General features: G+C 64.2%; 23 protein-coding genes. 4 read left to right on the top strand and 19 right to left on the bottom strand.

Annotation, left to right across the window (positions count from 1 at the left end):
• The first annotated feature begins 7 nt into the window (after positions 1–7).
• A complete protein-coding gene (locus QQS38_RS11915) occupies positions 8–1075 on the top strand; it encodes an AI-2E family transporter (protein ID WP_479645578.1) in 1068 nt (355 codons plus the stop codon).
• A 12-nt stretch (positions 1076–1087) separates the two neighbouring features.
• Here the strand turns inward: QQS38_RS11915 and QQS38_RS11910 are convergent, their stop codons facing one another.
• The 4 genes from QQS38_RS11910 to ltaE all read right to left on the bottom strand — a co-directional run bounded on the left by QQS38_RS11910 (position 1088) and on the right by ltaE (position 4530).
• Entirely contained in the window at positions 1088–1540 is a 453-nt protein-coding gene (locus QQS38_RS11910; RefSeq protein ID WP_479645577.1) for a carboxymuconolactone decarboxylase family protein, read from the bottom strand.
• Between the two features lie 70 nt (positions 1541–1610).
• The gene (locus QQS38_RS11905; protein ID WP_479645576.1) at positions 1611–2531 is read right to left on the bottom strand and encodes an RNA polymerase sigma-70 factor; all 921 of its coding nucleotides are present in this window, start codon (positions 2529–2531) and stop codon (positions 1611–1613) included.
• A 109-nt stretch (positions 2532–2640) separates the two neighbouring features.
• Positions 2641–3417 (bottom strand): arylamine N-acetyltransferase family protein, encoded by a 777-nt coding sequence (locus QQS38_RS11900; RefSeq protein WP_479645575.1) that lies wholly within the window; start codon positions 3415–3417, stop codon positions 2641–2643.
• Between the two features lie 81 nt (positions 3418–3498).
• Entirely contained in the window at positions 3499–4530 is a 1032-nt protein-coding gene (ltaE, locus tag QQS38_RS11895) for a low-specificity L-threonine aldolase (RefSeq protein ID WP_479645574.1), read from the bottom strand.
• 121 nt (positions 4531–4651) lie between these two features.
• Here ltaE and QQS38_RS11890 point away from each other — a divergent pair, with 121 nt between their 5' ends.
• The gene (locus QQS38_RS11890; protein WP_479645573.1) at positions 4652–6112 is read left to right on the top strand and encodes an aminotransferase-like domain-containing protein; all 1461 of its coding nucleotides are present in this window, start codon (positions 4652–4654) and stop codon (positions 6110–6112) included.
• Positions 6113–6146: 34 nt separating this feature from the next.
• On the opposite strand, the gene QQS38_RS11885 is transcribed toward QQS38_RS11890, so the two are convergent.
• From QQS38_RS11885 to QQS38_RS11815, 15 genes are all read right to left on the bottom strand, one after another.
• On the bottom strand, positions 6147–6866 hold the full coding sequence (locus tag QQS38_RS11885; RefSeq protein WP_479645572.1) for an MIP/aquaporin family protein: 720 nt from the start codon (positions 6864–6866) through the stop codon (positions 6147–6149).
• Positions 6867–6916: 50 nt separating this feature from the next.
• Positions 6917–7909 (bottom strand): dihydroxyacetone kinase subunit DhaK, encoded by a 993-nt coding sequence (gene dhaK, locus QQS38_RS11880; protein ID WP_479645571.1) that lies wholly within the window; start codon positions 7907–7909, stop codon positions 6917–6919.
• A gap of 79 nt (positions 7910–7988) precedes the next feature.
• Positions 7989–8471, bottom strand: a complete 483-nt coding sequence (locus tag QQS38_RS11875) for a hypothetical protein (protein WP_479645570.1) — start codon at positions 8469–8471, stop codon at positions 7989–7991.
• Positions 8468–10123, bottom strand: a complete 1656-nt coding sequence (ptsP, locus tag QQS38_RS11870; RefSeq protein ID WP_479645569.1) for a phosphoenolpyruvate--protein phosphotransferase — start codon at positions 10121–10123, stop codon at positions 8468–8470. Before ptsP ends, QQS38_RS11875 begins: the two co-directional genes overlap by 4 nt.
• Entirely contained in the window at positions 10116–10433 is a 318-nt protein-coding gene (locus QQS38_RS11865; RefSeq protein WP_479645568.1) for an HPr family phosphocarrier protein, read from the bottom strand. The genes ptsP and QQS38_RS11865 overlap by 8 nt, the downstream gene beginning before the upstream one ends.
• A 14-nt stretch (positions 10434–10447) precedes the next feature.
• A complete protein-coding gene (dhaM, locus tag QQS38_RS11860) occupies positions 10448–10837 on the bottom strand; it encodes a dihydroxyacetone kinase phosphoryl donor subunit DhaM (protein ID WP_479645567.1) in 390 nt (129 codons plus the stop codon).
• A gap of 3 nt (positions 10838–10840) precedes the next feature.
• Positions 10841–11443, bottom strand: coding sequence for a dihydroxyacetone kinase subunit DhaL (gene dhaL / locus QQS38_RS11855; RefSeq protein WP_479645566.1), 603 nt, complete (start codon positions 11441–11443; stop codon positions 10841–10843).
• Positions 11444–11680: 237 nt separating this feature from the next.
• Entirely contained in the window at positions 11681–12808 is a 1128-nt protein-coding gene (locus QQS38_RS11850; protein WP_479645565.1) for an AAA family ATPase, read from the bottom strand.
• 104 nt (positions 12809–12912) lie between these two features.
• Complete coding sequence (locus QQS38_RS11845; RefSeq protein ID WP_479645564.1) at positions 12913–13986, bottom strand: 2-aminoethylphosphonate aminotransferase; 1074 nt, start codon at positions 13984–13986, stop codon at positions 12913–12915.
• Between the two features lie 13 nt (positions 13987–13999).
• Positions 14000–15172: a phosphonopyruvate decarboxylase gene (aepY, locus tag QQS38_RS11840; RefSeq protein WP_479645563.1), complete on the bottom strand. Its 1173-nt coding sequence runs from the start codon at positions 15170–15172 to the stop codon at positions 14000–14002.
• A complete protein-coding gene (gene aepX / locus QQS38_RS11835; protein ID WP_479645562.1) occupies positions 15169–16869 on the bottom strand; it encodes a phosphoenolpyruvate mutase in 1701 nt (566 codons plus the stop codon). The genes aepY and aepX overlap by 4 nt, the downstream gene beginning before the upstream one ends.
• On the bottom strand, positions 16866–17630 hold the full coding sequence (locus QQS38_RS11830) for a phosphocholine cytidylyltransferase family protein (protein ID WP_479645561.1): 765 nt from the start codon (positions 17628–17630) through the stop codon (positions 16866–16868). Before QQS38_RS11830 ends, aepX begins: the two co-directional genes overlap by 4 nt.
• A 50-nt stretch (positions 17631–17680) precedes the next feature.
• Complete coding sequence (locus QQS38_RS11825) at positions 17681–18691, bottom strand: flippase-like domain-containing protein (RefSeq protein ID WP_479645560.1); 1011 nt, start codon at positions 18689–18691, stop codon at positions 17681–17683.
• Positions 18688–19419, bottom strand: coding sequence for a HalD/BesD family halogenase (locus QQS38_RS11820; protein ID WP_479645559.1), 732 nt, complete (start codon positions 19417–19419; stop codon positions 18688–18690). The genes QQS38_RS11825 and QQS38_RS11820 overlap by 4 nt, the downstream gene beginning before the upstream one ends.
• 86 nt (positions 19420–19505) lie before the next feature.
• A complete protein-coding gene (locus QQS38_RS11815; protein ID WP_479645558.1) occupies positions 19506–20192 on the bottom strand; it encodes a CDP-alcohol phosphatidyltransferase family protein in 687 nt (228 codons plus the stop codon).
• A 203-nt stretch (positions 20193–20395) separates the two neighbouring features.
• Between QQS38_RS11815 and QQS38_RS11810 the strand changes: the two genes are divergently transcribed.
• Positions 20396–20851 (top strand): hypothetical protein, encoded by a 456-nt coding sequence (locus tag QQS38_RS11810; protein WP_479645557.1) that lies wholly within the window; start codon positions 20396–20398, stop codon positions 20849–20851.
• A 334-nt stretch (positions 20852–21185) separates the two neighbouring features.
• Complete coding sequence (locus QQS38_RS11805) at positions 21186–22349, top strand: porin (RefSeq protein ID WP_479645556.1); 1164 nt, start codon at positions 21186–21188, stop codon at positions 22347–22349.
• The last annotated feature ends 163 nt before the right edge of the window (positions 22350–22512 follow it).

Genomic DNA, 22512 nt, shown 5'->3' with positions numbered 1-22512 from the left:
GTTTGTCATGTCAAATCCCCCGCTTGCCACGAAAGATACCGCAGACGGAAAGCGCAGTCAGCGCATTGCGACGCTCGCGCTCTACGCGGTGCTGGTGGCGCTGGCACTGTGGATCATCCGGTCGTTCATTCCCGCCATCGTTTGGGCGCTCGTGATCGCGATCGTCATCTGGCCGCTATTGCAGCGCCTGAGCCAAGCCAAGCAGAGTGCGACCCGCGCAAGCATGGTCGCGCTGCTGTTGACGACGGTCGTGGGCGTGTTCGTCGTCCTGCCGTTCGTGCTCGTTTTCACGCAGGTGCTGCACGAAGCACATCAATTGCTCACGTGGATCAAAGAAATCGCGCAAACCGGTTTTGCCGTGCCTGAGTTCGTGACCCGGTTGCCCTTCGGCAATCAAATCGCGGCCTGGTGGCAGACCAATCTCGCCCGGCCTCTCGAAGGATCGCCCGCCATGGACGCCCTGCGCGGCGGGCACGTGGCGACGGCCGGGCGGCACTTCGGTAGCGCCGCGTTGAAAGGCCTCGTGCATTTCGGTTTCATGTTGCTCACGCTGTTCGTTTTTCTGCGTTCGGGCCCGCGCGTGGCCGAGCAGGCGCTGCGTAGCGTGCGGCGTGTATTCGGTGCGGACGGCACGCACCTTGCGATACGAATGACCGCCGCCGTGCGTGCGACGGTGACAGGCCTCGTGGTAGTGGGGCTCGGCGAAGGCGTGCTGATCGGCGCGTCCTACTTCGCGACAGGCTTGCCGCATGCGGCGGAGCTGGGCCTCGTGACGGCGGTCGCCGCCATGCTGCCGTTTTGCGCGCCGCTCGCATTCGGCGGCGCGGCGCTATGGCTGTTCTTGCACGGCCAAGTCGTGGGCGCGCTCGCCGTGCTGGCGACGGGGACCATCGTCGTCTTCATCGCCGAGCATTTCGTGCGCCCGGGCATCATCGGCAGTACGACGCGACTGCCGTTCCTGCTCGTCTTGTTCGGCATTCTCGGCGGCGCCGAAACCTTCGGTCTGGTCGGACTTTTCATCGGTCCGGCCCTGATGACGGTTCTGACGCTCCTGTGGCGCGAAGGGACGCGCTGAGCCGCACGCGTGTCAGGCCTGCTCCGGCACCGGGTTGCGCAAACTCACGTTCAGCAGGTTCCACGCATTGATCGTCGCAATCACGAACCCGAGTTCGGCGATTTCTTCGTCGGTGAATTGCGTGCGTAGGCGCGCGAAAGCTTCGTCGCTCGGGTCGGTATGCGGCAGCCCCGTGACCAGTTCGGCCCATTCCAACGCGGCGCGCTCGCGTTCGGCGAAAAATGGCGCTTCGCGCCATCCGGCCACCGCGTTCGCATGGCGCGGATCGACATCCATCTTGATGAGGTCGCGCCAGTGCATGTCGATGCAGTAAGCGCAGCCGTTGATTTGCGAAACGCGGAGCAGGACGAGATCGACCAGACGGTGCCCCAGCAAATCGCGGCGCAAGCCGGCCGAAAGTTGGTAGAGATTGCGAAACGCTGCCGGGGCCAATTGGGCATAGTTGATTCGGGCGGTGTGCGTCATTGCGGTGCCTTTCGAGTGGAAGCGGAGCGCCGCCCCATGCGGCGCCCATGCTTCCAAGACGAGGCGCCGCCTATTTTTGTGACAACTCTTGAGGCGCCAGTGACTGGGCAATCCCGGTGAGCTTGTCAGGGTTGCGCACGGCGTAGATCCCAAGCACGTGCTCCCCGTCGGTTGCGAGCGCCATTGCCGATTCGAGCTTGCCGTCGACGTAGCGCAGAAACCCCGGTTCGCCGTTGATCAGGGCATGACGGTACGCCGTCCGATCGCCGAAGCGCCGGCCTGTGACCCAGAAGAGATTGGCGATTCTATGGGCGCCGTGCAGCACTTTGAATACGGCTGGCACTTTGCCGCCACCGTCGCCGACGAGTTCGACATCCTCGGCCAGTAGTGCTTGGATGGCGTCGCGCTCGCCCGATTGCGCCGCGCGAATGAATTTTTCGACCACGCGCCGGTGCGCCTCGCGCGGCACCTCGAACCGCGTGCGGTTTTGCTGCACGCGCTCGGAGGCGCGATGAACCATTTGGCGGCAAGCGGCTTCGGTCTTGCCGAGCAATGCGGCGATTTCATCGTAGCCGTGGTCGAACACCTGGCGCAGCAAAAATGCGGCGCGCTCTTCCGCCGACAATCGTTCGAGCACCCATAGCAGCGCCATCGACAAATCGCTGGCGAGTTCGACGGCAGCTTCGGGCTTGCGCTCGTCGGCCTCGACGAGCGGCTCGGGCAGCCACCCGCCGACGTAAGCTTCGCGTTCGGCTTTGAGCGAGCGCAACCGGTCGATCGACAGTCGCGTCACGATCGTGACGAGCCAAGCCTCGGGCGATTGCACCGCCGCGCGGTCGGTGTTCTGACGCCACCGCAACCATGCCTCTTGCACGATGTCTTCGGCGTCCGCCCGGGTGCCGAGCATGCGGTACGCCACGAGAAACAGGCGCGAACGCAAGGCGTCGAACGGGTCGGTATCGGTTGCCGGGGCGGGGGGATGCGTAGTCATATGGGGCTCGAAAGCGGGTGGATCGAGGCGACGGCCTCAACCACGGTTAGACGGCGCACCCCGGCGTTTTGTGACAGCACTTGCCATTGTTATAGGCGCTTATAAAGGGTTATAGCCGGGGCGGCATCGTGAGGCCAAATTCGCGCGCCAGCAACCCGGGCACTTCGTCTGGCGCGACGCTCCGCTTTTCGATGCGGCCGTGGGACACGGTCTTGAAGGTATCGCCGACCAAGGTTTTCCGGCCCGAGTCGGTCAGCAGAACGGCGACGAGCTTTTGTACGAAGATCGCGTCGGGATGCGTCGAGTTCAGATAATTAGCCGGAATGAAGTCGACCCACTCCTGCGGGGAAAGATCGAACGCGTATAGATTCGCCCATTCGCCTTCGATCTTCGTGCGCAGAACGTAGAAGCCGTCGTCGCCGAGGGTGAGCATATAAATATCGCCCTCTTGGTCGATTTCCATCCCTAGCGCAGTGAGGGGAATCGGCGCGCGGATGACGTTGGCGCCGAAACCGAGGTCGCACAGCCACTGTTGCGCGCCCAGCTCGACGATGACGACCATGTGCGTCCTGGGGCGGCGCATCGAGTAGGTCATCGGCCGCGCCGCGGCCCATCGATACGTGATGCCGAGCGCCTCGAGCGCCATCGAGAACAGCCCATTGACTTCGTAGCAGTAGCCACCGCGCTTGCGATGAATGATTTTGTCGACGATCTCCTCGGGCACGAGCGATACGATTTTGCCTGCTTGGACGTCGAGATTCTCAAAGGGCACGGAAAACAACTGGCGCCGCATCATGCGTGTCACGGTTTCGATGTCGGGCGTGCGCGGACCTGAATAGTCGATGCGAGAGAAATAGTCGGTGAGGGAAAAATTGTCGGCGTGCATGGCGTGCTCGTTTCTGTTCTGGTTGTCTCTTCGATATCGTTGCCTGCGCAACTAAATATCTTCACTCATACAATTCGGGGTTCATTGCGGGGTGAACGCCGACGCCACGGACAGCGCGTAATCCACCGCGTCCGAATCGACGTCGAGATGCGTGACCCATCGTTGGCGCGTGCTGCCGTAAGACGAAACGATCCCGATGCCCTGCTGGGCCAGGTGCGACGCGAACGCAGGGGCAAGCGACGCTTCGACGTTGACGAACACGATGTTGGTGTCCGGTGCGGTGACGGTCAGCCCCGGCAGCTTCGCCAATCCTTGCGCGAGCGTGCGCGCGTTGGCGTGATCGACAGCCAGGCGCTCGACGTTGTGTTCGAGGGCATATAGGCCGGCGGCCGCGAGAATCCCAGCTTGCCGCATGCCGCCGCCGAGCATCTTGCGCCAACGCCGCGCGCGCGCGATCGCGGCCTTGGAGCCGACGAGCACGGAGCCCACCGGCGCGCCGAGGCCCTTGGAGAGGCAGACGGAAACCGTATCGAAGGGCAAGGCGAGTTGCGCCGGGCTCGTGCCGGAGGCCACGGCTGCATTGAATAGGCGCGCGCCGTCGAGATGGCAAAGCAAGCCATGCTGCTTGGCGAGCGCCGTCGCGGCTTGCACGTAAGCGGCGGGCAACACCTTGCCGCCGATCGTGTTCTCGAGCGCCAGCAACCGGCTGCGAGCGAAGTGGGGATCGTCCGGCTTGATGGCCGCTTCGATGTCGGCCAGCGCCATCGTGCCGTCGGTGGCGTTCTCCAGCGGCTGCGGCTGGATGCTGCCGAGCACGGCGGCGCCGCCGGCTTCCCAGCGGTAGCAGTGCGCTTGCTGGCCGACGATATATTCGTCGCCGCGCTCGCAATGCGTCATCAGGGCGATCAGGTTCGACTGCGTGCCCGACGGAACGAAGAGGCCGGCTTCCTTGCCGATCGTCTCGGCCACGCGCGCTTCGAGGCGCTTCACGGTCGGGTCGTCGCCGAAGACGTCGTCGCCGACTTCCGCCGCGGCCATTGCGGCACGCATGGCGGTGCTGGGCCGCGTGACGGTATCGCTGCGAAAGTCGTATTTCAATGCTGCCTGTTCCATTGCGTTTCTCCTATGGCATGCCTCGTTCGATGCGCTCATGGTGGCACGCGCCGCGCTTCGACCCTATACACAACTGTGCCCAATCTGTTACATAACAGATTTTGCGATTCTAAGAGGCGTCATGGATTCGGCAGAGCGGGACGAGCCGTTGTATCGGCAACTGGCGCAGCGGCTTTGGGAAAACGTTCAAGGGGCGGCCATGGACGAGGGCGAGCGGCTGCCGTCCGTGCGCACGCTTGCCGCGCAGCACGGCGTGAGCTTGACGACTGCCCTCCAGGCGCTGCGTTGGCTCGAGACGCGCGGGCATATCGAGGCTCGGCCGCGTTCGGGCTACTTCGTTGCCAAGCGCACGCGCCGCGGCAAGCGGGCAGGCGGCCAAAGCGAGCCGAAAAGCGGGGCATCGAAGCGATGGGCACGCCCCGCGGCGGAACTCGATGCGCAGGCGCGCGACCATCTGGCGATTGCCGGCGCGCCCACGGCGGTGCGGCTCGATCTCGCCTCGGCGGAAGCGGGCCTTTATCCGATCGAGCGTTTTAGCGTGCTGTTGCGACGGCTCGCTTATCAGCATCGGGACCTTGTCGGCTCACACGTGCGCGGGTCGGGGTATCCGGCATTGCGCGCGCAGATCGCGCGCCAGGCAATGCAGTACGCCTGCGAGCTCGATCCGGACGAAATCGTCGTGACCAACGGCTGTGTCGAAGCATTGAATCTGGCGCTGCGAGCCGTTGCGCGTCCAGGCGACGTGATCGCCGTCGAATCGCCGACTTATTTCGTACTCCTACAGATTCTGCGCGCCTTGGAAATGCCCGCTTATCCGATTCCATGCCGGCCTCGATCGGGCATCGACCTCGCTGCCTTGAAGCAAGCGCTCGACCGCGGTGCACCGATCAAGGCCGTGGTGACGGTTGCCAACGGCAACAACCCGCTAGGCAGCGTGCCGAGCGACGCGTCCAAGCGTGCACTCGTCGAACTGCTACGCGAGCGCGACATCGTCTTGATCGAGGACGATATCTTCGGCGATCTATGCTTCGGGGAGACGCGCCCGAGGCCGGTGCGCGCGTTCGACGCCACGCACGGCAACGTCTTGCTGTGCGGCGGCTTCTCCAAGAGCTTGTCGCCGGGCTTGCGGTTGGGATGGATTGCGCCGGGACGCTTCACGGAGCGCGTGAAAGCGTTGAAGTACACGACGAGCATGGCGACCGCCGAGTTGCAGCAAGCCGCGGTGGCGCAGTTGTTGGCCGGCGGCGGCTATGCCCTGCATTTGCGCCGCCTGAAGGCCGCGCTGCTCGGTCAGCAACAAGCGTTGCGCGAGGCCGTGCTGCGCCATTTTCCCGCCGGCACGGAGGTGACGCGCCCGGCCGGAGGCTTGGTATTGTGGGCCAAGCTGCCTAGCGGGGACGGGCCGCCCCGCAGCACGCGTGAATTATTCGAGCGCGCGCGGGCGGAAGGGATCAGCTTCGCGCCCGGGCATTTGTTCGGCGAAGGCGGGGCGTTCGACGATTGCCTCAGGTTGAATGCGGGCAATCGCTGGACGAGCGAGCTCGACGCAGCCGTGCGCCGGCTCGGCGAGCTCGCGGCATAGGCTCGTGCCATGGCCGGCTTCGCTCGTTTGGCGTTCACATCAGCCCGGCGAGCCGCGCGACGCCGAGCGCACCGATACCGCCTAGAATGGGGCCGACGATCGGCACCCAGGCGTACGACCAATCGGACGAGCCTTTGCCGGCGATCGGTAGCACTGCGTGCGCGACGCGAGCGCCGAAGTCGCGAGCCGGGTTGATCGCGAAGCCCGTCGGCCCGCCGAGCGAGAGGCCGATGCCGTAGACGATGAGGGCGACGACGAGCGGCCCCAGCACGCCCGTGGTGCCGACGGCCTTGGTGAAGATGGCCACGACGAGAAACACGAGCACGAAGGTGCCGATCAGCTCGGTCAACATGTTCGAGAATGGCGCGCGGATGGCCGGCCCGGTCGAAAAGCAGGCGAGCTTGATGCGCGCGTCATCGGTCTTTTTCCAATGCGCGAGGTACGTGATCCACACGAGCACCGCGCCTATGAATGCGCCGACGACTTGCCCGGCCAGATAAGGCAATACTTCGTTGCCGGGGAAATGCCCGAGGGCGTAAAACGCGAGCGTGACGGCGGGGTTCAGGTGGCCTTGACTGCCCAATGCGACGGCGGCCACCACGCCGGCCAGCACCGCGAAGGCCCAACCGGTCGCGATCACGATCCATCCCGAGTTCTGTCCTTTCGACTGCGTCAGCAACACGTTCGACACCACGCCGTTGCCCATGAGCACGAGAATAGCCGTGCCAATCAATTCACCGACAAATCCGTTCATGACGTTCTCCATCGATTCGATCGTTCTCGACTACATGCGCATGCGCGCGTTCACGCCTGGCCCCAATGCAAAGCGGCGGTATGGACCGGCGCATCCCAAAGCGAAAGCCAATCGTCGTTCAGCTCCGTCAACGTGATGGAGCAACCGGCCATCTCGAGCGACGTCACGTAGTTGCCGGTCAAGAAACGCGCAACCCGTACACCGCGTGCGCGCAATCGCCCCATCGCCGCATTGACCATCAAATAGAGCTCCGATAGCGGCGTGCCGCCGAAGCCGTTGACGAGGAGAACGCATTCGCGTCCGTTGCCGGGCGCGAGGTCTTCGACGATCGGTGCGACCAAATCCTCGGCGATCGCATCGGCGCGATCCAGTTTGACGCGGCGCCTACCCGGCTCGCCGTGGATGCCCACGCCGAGTTCCATTTCGTTCTCGCCGAGCACGAAAGTCGGGGAGCCCGCCGCGGGCACGGTGCACGAGGTCAGCGCGACGCCCATCGAGCGCGTTCGACTGTTCACGGCTTTGCCGAGCGCGACCAACTGCTCGATGTCGCGCCCTTGTTCGGCCGCGGCGCCGACGAGCTTTTCGACGATCAGCGTGCCGGCCACACCGCGCCTGCCCGTGGAATAGGTCGAGCGATCGACGGCCACATCGTCGTCGACGATCACCGTGCGCACATTGCCCTCGGCCATTTCGGCGGCCATGTCGAAGTTCATGACGTCGCCTTCGTAGTTCTTCACGATCAGCAGGCATCCCGCGCCCGAATCGACCGACTGCATGGCGGCGACGACTTGGTCGGGCGTGGGCGAGGTGAAGATCTGTCCGGGACAGGCGGCATCGAGCATGCCGCGCCCGACGAAGCCCGCATGCAGGGGTTCGTGCCCGGAGCCACCGCCGGAAATCAGGGCGACTTTGCCCGGCGTCAACTGCTTTCGCCGCACGAATTTTCGTTCCTCGCCGAGTTCGATGAGGTCGGCATGCACGAGTGCGAAGCCATCGAGCGATTCGGCTAGCACGGTCTCGGGTGCGTTGATGAGCTTTTTCACTATGTCCCCTCCTGTTTTGCGTCGTTGCAGGGTTCGGCCGTTGGCTACCTGACAGTCGCTCGGCAGCCACCGGCCAGCGCTAGTCGAGTCCCGCCGAAGGCCGCTGCCTTTCGGAAGCGTCGGCAATGCCGGACGTATCGGATGCGAAGGTTTGCGCCATCTGCGTGAGTGTGCGAACGAACTCGGCGACGAGGTGATCGACGTGGCGATTCGTTTCGTCGCCCAAATCGGGCAGTGTCACGCTAATGGTCCGGGTCCCGTGTCCATTGCCCGTGGGCAACTGACGGCGGGGATGCGCCTGCCGGTACAGATCGAGAAAGACGCGCTTCTCCGCGGTGGAGAAGTGGCAGACGGTGAAGATCGTGCTCAGGTGATCGACGGGAATCGGCGTCGCGTATGCCGGATTGCTGATCTGGGAGACGAATGAGCGATGCTTGCCGAGCGCCGCTGCCAAATGCTGGCGTGTGCCCGAAGGGCGGGTGTCCAGCACGCGAGCGAGGATGCGCTTGTATTCGGCGACGAAGTCTTCGCGCGCGCCGGCGCTTTTGGAGTCGTCGGTCATGATTGGAGTCGAAGCGGGGCGACATCGAAGGCGAGCGTCGAGATCGATGCGCGGAGGTCGAGTTCGGCAATGGCTGCTTTCACGCGTGCGACGCTGGCGACTCCGACCGAAAGCGTGCGCAGCCCGCAAGCGAGCAAATATGGGAGCACGGCCGTGTCGGCCGCGGCATCGCCGCACAGGCTCACTTCGACGCCGCTCGCGGCGCCGTGTCGCGCGACGTGCGCAATGAGCCGCAGCACGGCTGGATTGAGCGGATCGGCCAGGCTCGCCACCGCGGCGTTGTCGCGCCCGGCGGCCGTCACGTATTGCGTGAGATCGTTGGAGCCGATCGACTGGAAATCGGCGTCGAACGACTCGGGCGCAAGCGCGGCGGCGGGCACTTCCACCATCATGCCGAGCGGCGGCATGCGTGCGTCGACGCCCGCGCGCTCGAGTTGCCGTAATTCGTCGGCGAGCATGACGCGCACGGCTTCGAGTTCGCTCGGCGTCGTCACCATTGGGATCATCACCTTGAGATTGCCGTGTGCGGCCGCCCGCGCGAGGGCGCGCAACTGCACGCGAAACAGGTCGGGGCGCGCCAATGAGAGCCGCACGCCGCGCACGCCGAGAAACGGATTCGATTCATGTTCGAGCGTGATGCCGTCCATGGGCTTGTCAGCGCCGGCATCGAGCGTACGAACGACGACGGGCTTGCCCAAGCTCCAATCGAGGAGGCATCGATAAGCGTGATATTGGGTGTTTTCGTCGGCGTGCGCGAAGTTCTTGCCGAACATCAACTCCGTGCGCACGAGCCCGATGCCGTCGCAAGCGGCGGCATCGAAGCGCTCGAGTTCTTCGAGACTGGCCACATTGATGCGCACGGCCACCCGCACGCCGTCCCGTGTGACGGCGGCCTCGCGGATGCGCCGCGTAGCCGAAGCGCGCCGAGCCGCCTCGCGTTCCATCCGCGTAGCGAAGCGGCGGCGATCGTCCTCGTCGGGGTCGACGTGGAGTGTGCCCGACACCGCATCGACGAGCACTTCGCTTGCTTGATCGGGGAGCTCGCCCGCGAGGCCGACGATCATCGGCACGCCTTTGGCGCGCGCAAGCATCGCGACGTGACTGCTGGCGCTGCCCCGTGTGAGCACGATCGCGCGTGCCGAGGACCAATCGATCGCAAGAAACGCCGAGGGTGAGAGATCGTCGGCCACGACGACGGCCCCTGGGCGCAGTATTGGCGTTGCATCGTCTCCGAACAGGATGCCGAGCACACGATCGCGCAGATCGCGCAAATCGGATGCACGCGCGCGGAAGTATTCATTCGACGAAGCCGTGTAGTGCTCGATCTCATCGTCCAACGCGCCGGCCCAGGCACGATCGGCAGCTTGTCCGCATCGCACGGCTTCATAGATGGGCTGTGTCAACGTCTCGTCTTCGATGAGCGCCAACTGAAAGCCGAGAACGTCGGCGGCTGCGGTATCGGCCCGTTCCGTGAGCGCTTGCAATTGCTGCGCCGCGCGCGACACTGCCTCGCGCAGTGCCTGCAGCTCATGCTCGATCTTGGCGTGTTTGACGCGCTCGCGCACCGGCGTGCGAGCCGGCGCGAGGCGCATGAGCGGTCCCGCCGCGAAGCCAGTCGAGGCGGGTTGACCCGAGAGCACGCGCTCAACCATGTCGGTGGTCCTCCGGGTGAGCGTGGGCAGCTTCGCCGAAGTTGCCCTCGACGAGCGCGATCATCGCCGCGACGGCTTGCGCCGCTTGTTCACCGGTGGCGCGAAAATGCAGCACCGCACCCGCTTCGGCCTGAAAGCCCATCACTTTGACAGGGCTTTTTGCGTTGACCCACGGGCCGTCTGAGGAGAGGGCAATTTCGACTTGCGCGACGAACGATTTGGCAAGTTGCGTGAGCCTCACGCTCGGCCGAGCATGCAACCCCGTGGGGTTGGACAAGCAGGCGTGACCGGCGACAACCGTATCCGACATGTGATGTTCCTCGTTCAATGCGACTGGAGTTCTTCGGCCATGCTTTTCACTTGCAGCGCGCTTGCGCCGCCCGATGCTTCGGCGGCGGCGATCACCGCGCCTTCGACGAGCGGCGCATTGCTCAGCAATACCTTGTCGCGGCGAGCGTCGTCGAGCATTTCGATGGCCATCTCGCTGTTCGTTTCCGCGCCGCCGAGATCGACGAGCACGACGACGCCCGCGTCCGACCACGCGCGCTCGATGGCGTCGGCGATGGCGCCGACATCGGTGCCGAGCCCGCCGTCGGCATTGCCGCCGGTATAGGCGAGCGGCACGCTATCGCCTACCATTTGCCGCACCATGTCCGCCGCGCCTTCGGCAACTTTGGCGGAGTGAGAGACGATGACGATTCCGACATTCGACACGGTTCAACCCTCGAGAAAATCGCACAACGTTGCAATGACGAGCGCGCAAGAACGCGCGCCCGGGTCCATGTGGCCAACCGATCGTTCGCCAAGAAACGACGCGCGGCCCCGAATCGCGCGCATCGGCGTGGTGGCCTGCGCGGCATGAAGCGCTGTTTGCTTGATGCGTGCGAGCAGTCGCTCGCCGGGGACACGCAGTTGCTGCTGCACGGGCACGAGCACGTCGAGCAGCGTCTTTTGGCCAGCCGTGGATTTGCCGCGCCGCTCGACGGCCGCCACGGCGGCATCGAACGCCTCGGCCAGATCGGGCAATCCGGGCTGGGTGGGCAGCGCCTTGCCGAAAGTCATGAAGAACGTGCCATAAAGCGGGCCCGACGCGCCGCCGACGGTCATGACCAGCATTTTGCCCGCTTCCGTCACGGCTTCGGCCAATGGCCGCTGGGAAAGCTCGGCCGCTCGTCCCGCCACGTGTTCGAAGCCGCGTTTCATGTTCAGGCCGTGGTCGCCGTCACCGATCGCCTGATCGAGCGCCGTCAATTCATCGGCATGTTCGACGATCGTTCGTGCGATGGCGCGTAGCAGTCCTTCCAGAGTTTCGGGCGTCATTGCCACCTCCATGTCCAGCCGTTCGCAATCGGAGCGGCGCGTGCCGGTGCGCCGACGATTGTTTAGTTGATTGTTGAGTTACTAAACTTGAGGCGAAGTCTAGCAGCGCTGCGGCCGACTTGAACTATGGAAAACCCTTGGAAATTAAGCGGGATGGCGGTGCGGGCGGAGCGAGGCGGGCGAGCGCGCGGCCGTCGTAATTGTTTAATGAAAACGAATTATTGTTGAGTGATTCGTTCAGTCGACGATATTCCGTACCCAGTCCGCGAAGCTATCGTTCTCGAATTCGTAGACCTCTCGCGGGCTCTTGGCCACCACCGTCTTTTCCGCGAGGCGGCCGAGCGCCTTTTGGACGTGGGTGGCCTGCAGATCTTCGATACCCACGCGCTTGCGAATCCGCACGAGCGTCGCTTTGGCAAAGGGCTTCATCGAAGGATCGTCGGCAAACATCCGCACCAGAACGCGTTCGGTCGCGTCCAGCGAATTCCATGTTCCCTCGTGGTTCTCGGTGCGTGCGAGCTTTTCCTGTTGCATCGCGATCGCCTCGGGGAAGGTCAGCGCCGGACTCATCATGAGCGCAAGCACCGTTTCCATCAGGGGCTCGGGCCGCCGCCCGAAGAGAGCGAACGCCTCGCGCGCGGCGGCCGTGTCGAGCTTGCGCTTGGTCGATTCCTTGAAGCGGCGGGCAATGTAATCGACGAACTCGTCGCCGAGCAACTGGAAGTCCTGCACCGTGCTGGCGGCCGAGTAAAGCGGTGCGTTCGCATTCGTGAAGACATGGCCGAGCTTGGTGCGCGAAGACCCGGTAAACAGCATGCGAAGCTTGCGCTGATGTTTGGTCAACGTGGTGCGCAGCGCGCGCGCCATTTCCTCGCCCTCCTTGCTGCGGCCTAGCGCTTGTGCTTCGTCGATGAGGAACAGCACGGGCCTGCGTTTCGCGAGCTCGGCCACGAGGGCGTCGAGGAGCAGGGCGGTGTCGGTGATCTTGCGCGTTTGATCGTCTTCGAGTTCGATGTGCCCTTCGATCTTGGCGCCGGCGAATTCCGCTTTGCCCTTCAGGGCCTTGACCGGCGTCTGAAGCCGTGCGATGACTTTTTCGAGCAGCGAATGCGGTTCGAGGGCCTCTTCGAGGGCTCGAACCAAGGCGGCGCCCGGCGTTTGCCGCGTTTGCCAGAGATCCGCATAGACCACCGTGTAGCCCTCGGCCTCGGCGTACGGCTTGAGGTCTCGCAATAAGAACGCGGTTTTACCGGTGCGGCGCGGTGCGAATATCGTCGTGGACGTAATGAGTCCGGCATCGAGCGTGGCGAGATAGGCGCGCGCAAGATCGGGGCGCGGGAAGTGCCACAGTTCGGTTAGCTCCATTGGGTTATCCTGAGTTAACAGATAATTGATAATTATACTTTATCGGTATAATTTGGATAACCGTGGATCGTCCATCGTCCATCGCACATCGAGTGCGAGCTGCATCACCGCGTCAGTACGTCGAAGGCTTGCAGCAAGCGCTCGATGTCGGCCGCGGTCAGTGCGCCCATGGTGGAGATTCGGAACAGCTGTTTCGACAAATCGCCTTGCCCCGCATAAATCACGAAGCCGTGTGCTTTGAGCGCATCGTGCAACGGCTCATAGGCGACGCCGCTCGGCAACTCATACGCACGCAGCACGACCGACGAGTGCTCGGGCGGCAGGATCGAGGCCATGCCGCGCGCGGCGAGGCCGCTGCGCACTTGCTCGGCCAGCGCCGCATAGCGCGCGTGCCTTGCGGGCACACCGCCTTCGTCCTCGAACTCGCGCAACGCTTCGACCAGCGCGTAATACGCATGGACAGAGGGCGTGAACGGCGTGTTGCGCGCCGCTTGCATTCGGGCAAGGCGGCCCAGATCCAGATAATAGGTCCGGCTTGCCGCCCGCTCGATCGCCTCGTGGGTAGCGATGACGAACGACGCGCCTGGCACGCCGTGCAAGCATTTATTCGCCGTCGCCGCAACCGCGGCAATGTTCGCCGCATCGAAATCGATGGTCTCCGCACCGAAGCTGCTGACCGCGTCGATGAGTAGCTGCACGCCGTGCAATGCGCATAACGCACCGATCCCATGCAAGTCGTTCAGGCGGCCCGTCGTCGTCTCGTGATGGACGACCGCCACGTGCGAAAAGGGGCCTTCCGTGTCGAGACATCTCGCAACCGCAGCGAGATCGGGGGCGCTCATCCAATCGTGTGCGAGCGCGAGATATTCGATCCCGTACTGCTTGGCGATGTTCGCGATGCGCTCGCCGTAGACACCGTTTTGCACGACGAGCAAGCGGCCATCGGCCGGAACCACCGAAGCGATCATGCTTTCGACGGCGCCGGTGCCCGAGGCCGTCATCAGAGTCGCCGCCCATTTTTGCGGATCGAGGCCGTAGGCATCCAGCAACCGCTTGCGCGCCTCATCCTGCAGGTCATAGAAATCGCTTTCGCGATGACATAGATCGGGTTGCAGCAGGCTTTGGCGCACGCGCTCGGATAGGGTCACGGGGCCGGGGTTGAGCAAGAGCGTCTTCATCGGGCAAATATCCTTATGTCGCGCCGATATGGCGCATCAAGCGTGCTTTTACATCTGCGGGCGTGATGGTGGGGCGCGGCAGGTTGTCCGCGGTGCCGCGCCGAATCGCCAAGCGCGCGAAACGGGGCCCGTCAGCGGCGCCGTCAGGGCGTGGCTGCGCAAGCAGCGTATCGACGACGGAAAGGTCGTCGCCTTCGATCGCGGCTTCATAGCCGCACGCGGCAGCGATCGCGGCGAACGACACGTGCGGCGAGACCGTAGCCTGCCCGCCGGTGGACTCGTGCGCGCCGTTGTCGAGCAGCAGGTGCGTCAGGTTGTTGCGGCCGTATGCGCCCAGTGTGGCGAAGGCGCCCATCCTCATGAGCGCGGCGCCGTCGCCGTCGATGGCAACGACGTTCAAGTCGGGGCGCGCGAGCGAAAGGCCTAGCGCAAGCGGCGTCACGCATCCCATCGAGCCCACCATATAGAGCTGATTGGGCCGATCGTCCAACGCATAGAGTTCGCGCCCGCAAAACCCCGTCGAGGCAAGCACCACCGTCGCGTCGAGCGGCGTGTGCGCAACGACGCGCTCGAGTGCTTCGCGCCGCGACGGCAAGCCGTCCGCAGGCGCGCCGCGCCACTGCGTGCGTGCCGTGCATGAAGCTCGGCTCGGCGCCTTCGTTTGCGCGAGCGGATACGGCGCGACGCTACCCTTGCGCATGACGAGCGCATAGGGGCGGCCGGTTTTATCCATATGCGCGACGGCCCGCTCGAGTGCGGGCTCGACCGCTTCGGCGTCGGTGGGGAACGGCTCCCAGGCTATCTCCATGGTTTCGATGAGTGCCGGGGTGATCGGCCCCATCAGCGCGTGCTGCGGCTCGTCGGCCACGCCCGGTTCTCCGCGCCAGGTCACGATGAGCAACTGCGGCAGGCGGAACGTCCACGTCAGCGACGTGAGCGGACTGACGGCATTGCCTAGGCCGGAGTTCTGCATCATCGTGACGCCGCGCTCGCCGGCGCGCGCGCCGAGCGCAACCCCTGCGATCAGCGCGACCGCATCGCCCTCGTTCGCGGCGCTGATGTAGTGCAGCGAGGGGTCTTGCAGGACGTAGTTGATGAATGGCGTGAGAAACGAGCAGGGCACGCCTGCGTACCACGAGAAGCCACGGCGCCGCGCCGCCTCGACGAATTGTGCGGCTTCGATCATTGCCCGTCCCCCTGACCGTTGCCGCGCCCGAGCGCGAATGGCGTTTGCGCATGCGCGAAATCGCCCGCGCGCCTGAAATCTTCCAGGTCGTTCACCCCGCACCAATGCCCATGGACGTATTGCACCTCGATCTGCTCGCCCGCGTCGATGAGCGCGTTGATGAGCGCCGGAACGTCGAGCGAGTCGAAGTCCGGTTGCAACCTCAGTTCTGCAAGCATCGATCGCAGGCGTTCGATGCCTCGCCCGCGAACACTCAGCAGGCCTATCCATCTACCGTCGGGCGACGCGCTGTCCGCCTTGCCGCTGCGAATGCGCTGCAACAGGGTTTTGCGGCCGAACAGGGCGCGCTCGTCCGGCGCCGAGCAATAGGCAAAGTCGCGCGCAGTGCGATTCGATGCCTGGGAGTGCGAAGAATCCACGACGACAGTGAACGGCGCATCGTTTTCGACGAGGTCGCGCAGGATGTAGCTGCGAAAGAGCAAGTCGCCGTAGGAGATCATCGTGTCGGCGGTAAGCTCGCCGGCGTCGACGGCGCAGGCTAGCGAGGCGAGCTCGCCCGTTTGCGCATAGTGTTCGTTGAGGACGAGCTTGATGCCCGCCGTATCGATTGCATCGGCGCGGTACCCGCCCACGACGGTGATGTCGTTGATCCCATGTTTCTTGAATGCATCGACGAGCCAGCGCAGTAGCGGCTTGCCCGCAACGGGCAGCATCACCTTCGGGCGTTCGGCGGTGACGGCTTCGAGCCCGCGCCCGCGGCTCGCCGCCAGGACGATCGCGGCGCTCGGCTTGCGCGAGGCAGCCAGATAGACACGTTCGGCCGCCGCATATTCGTCTGCGTTTTGCAGCCGAAAGATTTCCTCTACGCTGGCGATTCGTTCTTCGACGTTGACGAGCGTCTCGCTGCGGTGAATTTCCTTCGCGACCGCTTGCATGGACGACGCTGCCGCGCGAACGAGATGATTGGCCCAAATGACCGTGCTGATCCCCGCCTTTCGAAACACTTCTGTTGGCGTGCTGTAGTACTTCGTCGGCACGATGACGAGCGGGGCGCGGCCCGCCCATTCGCGAGCGAACGCGAGGATCTCATCGGGACGCGACAGCTTGCTGTGGACCAAGATGGCGTCCGCGCCGGCGAGCCGGTAGGCCTCCGCGCGTGCGAGCGCTTCCTGCAGCCCCCAACCCGCGATGAGCGCTTCCACGCGTGCCACGATGGAAAAATTCGCTTCGGACTGCGAATCTTTGCCGGCCTTGATCTTGCCGCAGAACTCGTCGATATCGGCAAGCGGCTGCCGTTCGCCGCCAATGAAGCTGTTCGTTTTCGGGAACTGCTTGTCTTCGATGCACACGCCGGCGATGCCGCGTTGCTCGAGCTTGCGCACGAGGCGCCGAACGTTGTTGAAGTTGCCGTAGCCCGTGTCGCCGTCGAGCAGGATCGGCAGGTCGCTCGCGTCGGCCATGAACTCGAGTGTGTCGACCACCTGGGTCCAGCTTGCCTCGTTGTTGTCGCGCACGCCGAACTGCGCCGAAATCGCGAGCCCGGACGCCCATATGCCTTTGAATCCGGCCTCGCGCACGATGCGAGCGGATAGACCGTTATGTGCCTCCATCAAGAATTCGAGCTCGTCGCTGACGAGCATCTCGCGCAATCGTTCGAAGCGAGAACGGGTGACGATAGCTGGCTCGCGTGCGTTCATCGTTCGGCTCCCGCCGGTTGCGCGAGACGGGGCAGCACCTCGCGCTCGGCGCGGGCGACGTCGCTCGGGAAATCGATTTCGATCCACGGCAGGCCGGTGACGTCGGCGACGTCATAGGGGCGAGCTCCTTCCAACAACAGATCGCGCACGGCTTCTTCGTGCGGCAGGTTGGTGCGGCCGCTCGCAACATAGCCGGCGACGATCTCGGCAAGGCGGCGTGCGGTGCTCTCCCTAAAGCGAAAGAAGCCGATCGATTCGCCGATCGTGTCGTACTGCAACCCAACCGCGAGCTGCTTGCGCAGTTCGACCGGCATGCCTTCCCGCAAGCACAATTTGACGGGCTCGTCGCCGGCTTCGAAGTCTCGATCGATCAATAGCCGATCGACGCTTGCGCCCGCCACGAGCGCACGCAAGATCGCTTCGTCATACAGCACGTCGGCATCCATCAGCAACACGTCGCCGCCACGTGTGAGCGCCTCGGCCATCGTATGCACCGTCAAGACGCTGCCCAGGTCGTAGCGCGGGTTGACCACGATCCGCGGCCGTGGCCGCCACTCGATGCGATCGAGCTCCGCTTCGATGCTTTGGGGCTGGAACCCGAGGGCGAGCTCGATTTGCTCGACGCCGGTCGCGCGCAACGCACGCAAGTGGCGTTCGAGCAGTGTCACGCCTTGAAAGCGCAACAAGCACTTGGGAAATTGCTGTCCGGGCGGTTGCTGCAGGCGCAGGCCGAGGCCCGCGGCGAGAATGATCGCTCGCATGTTTGTTTTTCTCCTGGCAAGAAGCCGAAAGACGCGGCGGCCGGCTCGCGTCAATCGGTAAGCGGCACGCGCGGCGCACGCCGGCGCCGCCAATCCCGTTCACTCCAATGCAAATAGACCATGCCTGGCAAGCCGAGTGCAAGCTCTCTCGCGCGCTTGGCAAGCGACAGCGCCAGCGCGACATCGGGCGTGAGCCCGACGAGCGGGGCGAGCAGCAGGAAGCCGCCTTCCTGGGCGCCGAGCGAGCCGGGAATCGCGAACGCCGCGCCGCGTATCGCCTGGCCCACGCTTTCGAGCAGCAGCGCATCGAGCCAACTGACCGGATGTCCGATGAAGGCGAGGGCGAGCCATACCTCGCCGATGCCGACGACCCACCCCGCAAAGCTCAGCGCGAACGACGCGGCGACGCGCCCGTGCGCGCGATAGAGATTGCGCACGGCTTGGTCGATCGCATCGGCGCGCGCGGTCGCGCGCAAAGCCCGCTGCGCGCCTAGCGCCTTGCCGATCAAGCGCGAGAAGCGGCCGAACAGGCCGCGTTGCTGCGCGTAATAAAACGTCGCGAGCGCAGCCGCGAAGACGCCCGCCGCACCCAGCGTCGCAACGTGCAGCGTGTGCGCCGCGTGGACATTTTCATGATGCGTGGCCGAAAAAGCGGCGAACGCCGTCAGCCCGATCAATGCGAAAGCGATTTGCGCGACCGACTGCAGCGTGGTCGATACGGTGACGGCGGCGGCCGCCTCGGGCATCGGCACGCCGCGCTGCGCCAAATGCCGCGCCATGAGGACAGGGCCGCCGATCTGACCCGCCGGCAACAAGCTGTTGGCCGATTCCCCGGCCCACCGCGCGCGCAGCGCATCGACGAACGAGGCTGGGCGCGCGAGCAACACGGCGAGCGCCGCGGCGTCGACGGCGAGCGGGAATGCGTGAAACGCCGCAACGGCGAGCAGCCCCCAGCCCGCCGACGCGAGCGTGGCTGCGACCGCGCCTGCGCCTTGCCGCGCCAGCAGGGCCACGAAAACCGCCGCGCCGAGCGAGAGCAGGATCGCCGCCGTTCGCGTCATGTCGCGCCCTTCTCGGCGGACGCTGCGTCGCGCGAGCGGAACACTTGGCGAAAACCGAAGTAGGCGATCGCGTCTTTCATGTTCGAGACGAAGCGCCGCCAGGGGCGCATGCGCGCGTCGGTCACGTATTCGAACGTCAACGACACTCGCATGTCGCCGGCTTTGGCCGGTGTGATTCGGTGACGAAGCTTGTCGCCGTCGAACAGCACGATCGCGCCCGGCGGATACTGGATCGAATCCGCGATCGTCGCAACGCCGGGAGTGCGCGTATGCAACTCGTAGTCGAGCCGGCACGACGATTCGTCGATGACGCCGATCAGAAGCGTATAACGGCGCCCGTCGTAATAGGAGGTGTCGTAATGCCAGCCGATGTGGTCGCCCGCGCGCGTGTAGTAATAAAGCGCATACGCGTGCGGGTCGTCGTCGGGCGAAAGCAGCAGCTTGTCGCCGGTGATCGCTTCGAGCCATTCGATCAGGGCGCGAGAGCGGTACAGCTCGGCGATCTGCGGCGCGAGCCGATCGATCGTATGGCGGCTGACGCTGCCCCCTTGCTTATGGCCGGGCAAGTAGTTGCGGTTGACCGCAGGCTCGAGCGAGCGAGCGCTGTCGGCGAGCCGAGCGGTGAGCCCGTCCGGGAGGAACGTGTCGAGATAAAGGAATGCGCCCTGCCGCATGAACTGCGCCCGCAGCGCATTGCGATCGAGCCCGCGCAGCGTGTCGCTCAGCATTGTGTCGATCGACGCAGCGCGGGCCTGCGGCTCATGGCCCGGAGACGATGCCGGTACTCGGGCATCGCTTGCATGTACCCGTGCATTCATCGCGACACCCAGGCTTCGTTTGCCGGCTCGCGCGGCGGCGCGCGCCGCACGATGCGCCGATAATCGAATGCGACCCACAGCGCAAAGATCGGAGCGCCGATCGAAGCGGCGATCAGAAACGGCTCGACCGTGCGCGTGAGCGTGACGAGCGGCAACAGATAGAGCACGTCTTCCGTTTCGAAGCCGGCCGCCGACGCCTGCCGAGTCCCGGCTTTACCCGCCAGCGATTCGATGCGCATTCGCAAATAGAAAATGAGGGCGACGGCGACGCCCGCCACTCCGCCTAACCAGGTGGCTTGCGCAAACACGCCATCTCCGTGGCCGCTCGCGATGCCGACGCCCATCGAGACGAACAATGCGATGGTCACGAACGCATCGCTTGCAAGGTCGTAGAAGTGCCCGAACTTGCTCGATTTACCGCTGATGCGCGCCAGTTCTCCGTCGGTGTGATCGAAGAAATTGGACAGGACGACCAGCAGGGCGCCGGCGTTGAGCCATCCGAACCCGGGTTGAGCGAGCGCGGCCGCCCCGGCCATGCCGACGACGAGGCGCAGTGTGGTCAGGTGATTGGGCGTGACGCGCGTGTCTTTCAGCGGCGTGACGAGCAGGCGAGCGAGCCGAGCGTCCCACGTTCGGGGCATGGGAGCGATGGCGCGAAGGGAAGGTTCGGCGCGATTTTCCATCCGAAGCAATATATACGCTTTTACGGAGCGTTGTTTGCGAACGGCGCATTCGCGCCGGACCGGCGCGGGGCGGCGAACGCCGAGTTGCCAAACCCGGTAGAGTGCCATCTTTCTTCGTTAAGCCGCTCCGGCATGGTTCGTGCGCTCGGTCCCTTCCGAATCCTGAGCCCTCCGGTGTAACGGTGCGTAATTTTTTTGCCGCCATGAAACGTCTCGCCCTCGCCACCTTCGTATTCTTATCGGCCGTGCGTTCGGCCCCGCTATTGGCCGCATCGCTCGACGAGCCGCTGCATTGCGATCGGTCCGCCCATGCGTTCATCGGCGAATTGGAAGACAAAGGCTTGATCGATCCGCATCCATCGCGGGTGGAGCCCAATTCGATCAATGCGTTCGATCCTTCTCACGGCGCGGATTTGACCGCATTCGGCTATCACGTGTTCGCGATCGTCGGCTTTCAAAAGGACGATCCGATGTTCCAGAGGGGCAAGGGCAAACCGCTTGCCGATTCGGCTTATGGTGCGGTCGTGATGGGGACGACCGACAGCGTGGCAGCCGCCGTCAGGACGGCCGGCAGCAAGGCGATCGTTCATCACGTGGCGCCGTTCGTCACGGCGATTTTCTGTCAAATGGACCAAAGCGGTGCGGCGGATCGCCCTTAGTTTTCGACCGCCTTTCGAATGGCGCGCCGCATCCGGTCAGGCGGTATTTGCTTCTCAGGGTTACACCCTATCGGTGTGCATTTCTTGCTGCCGGCTATCGGTGCGGCCGAACGACCATCGCGGCGGCAGTTGGCAATAAGCAACGACCCTGGACGGCGCATCTAGTCGGGATGGACTTGCCGTCGGGGTCGTGCAACCATTCGGTCCATCGCGTCACGATGATGACGAGCGGTTCGGATGAGACGACAGCGATTGCATCGCCGGTCGCCAAAGACTGCGGGCTTGGCCCGATCTACGGGGTCTCTCGAATCAATTGGCCGGTTTGGAGCACGAAATGAAAAAGCACGTCCTCTGTCTCGCCGCGTCGACGGCGTTCGCCGTTCCCGCGTTCGCGCAAAATAGCGTGACGTTGTATGGCCTGATAGACGAAGGGTTGAACTATACGAACAACGTGCGCGGCAGCCACAACTACGAGCTTGCAAGCGGCTTCGCGCAAGGCAGCCGCTGGGGCTTGAAGGGCGCCGAAGATCTGGGCAACGGGTTGAAAGCGATCTTCCAGTTGGAAAACGGCTTCGACGTCAATACGGGCCGGTTGAACCAGGGTGGCCGTATGTTCGGCCGCCAAGCGTTCGTCGGGCTGGCCAGCCCGTACGGCACGGTGACGCTAGGCCGCCAATACGATGCGCTGGTCGACTATCTCGCCCCCACTACCGCGAACGGTAATTGGGGCGGCTATTTGTTGTCGCACCCGTTCGATAACGACAACACCGATAACTCGTTTCGTGTCAACAACACCATTAAATATGCAAGTCCCGACTACGCGGGCTTGCAATTCGGCGGCACGTACAGCTTCAGCAACGATCCGGGATTCTCGAATAACCGCCAATACAGCATCGGCGCTCAATATCAGAACGGCGGCCTGTTGGTGGCCGGCGCTTACTTGCAAGCGAACAATCCCGGCGTAACGGCGGGCGGCGCGATCGCGACGAACGACGCCAATTTCGTCTCGTCTCGCTTGCGTGTGTTCGGCGGCGGCGTCAATTACACGTTCGGGCCTGCAACAGCCGGCTTCGTGTATACGAATACGACCGTGCGAAATCCGACCTCCGATGCGTACCTCACGGCCGCGGATTCGCTCGTGCCGATCACAGGGCCGCTTGCCGGCTCGACCTTGAACTCGCTCAAGTTTCAGAACTTCGAGCTGAACGGGAAATATCAGTTGACGCCGGCGCTCTACGTAGGCGCCCAGTATGTCTACACCATGGAAAACTACGACACGTCGCTAGGCGGCGTGAAGCCGAAGATTCACACGTTCGGGCTGATGGTCGACTACAACCTTTCCAAGCGCACCGACGTATACATCCAAGGCGCGTTCCAAAAGGTGGCGGGTGACAGCACCGGCTCTTCGCTCGATCATGCTTACGTGCCCGGGGCGGACGACGTTTCGAGCTCGTCGAAGCAGGCCGTCGCGCGCGTGGGCATTCGCCACAAGTTCTAATAAAAACGAACAAGATGCGGCGCATGGCGCCGCGTGTTTCGTCTCGACCCATCCGGCGCTCATGCGCGGATGGGTTTTTATTTGCCTGTCGCGCCAATGCGCTCGGTTTGCGGCGTCGATGTGGCGCGCAACTTGCGAAGGGGCGTATTCTTGACTGCGACTC

The organism is Trinickia sp. Z7 (assembly GCF_056498045.1).
Note: the sequence above shows the minus strand (reverse complement) of the source record. Positions and strands in the feature narration are given on the sequence as shown.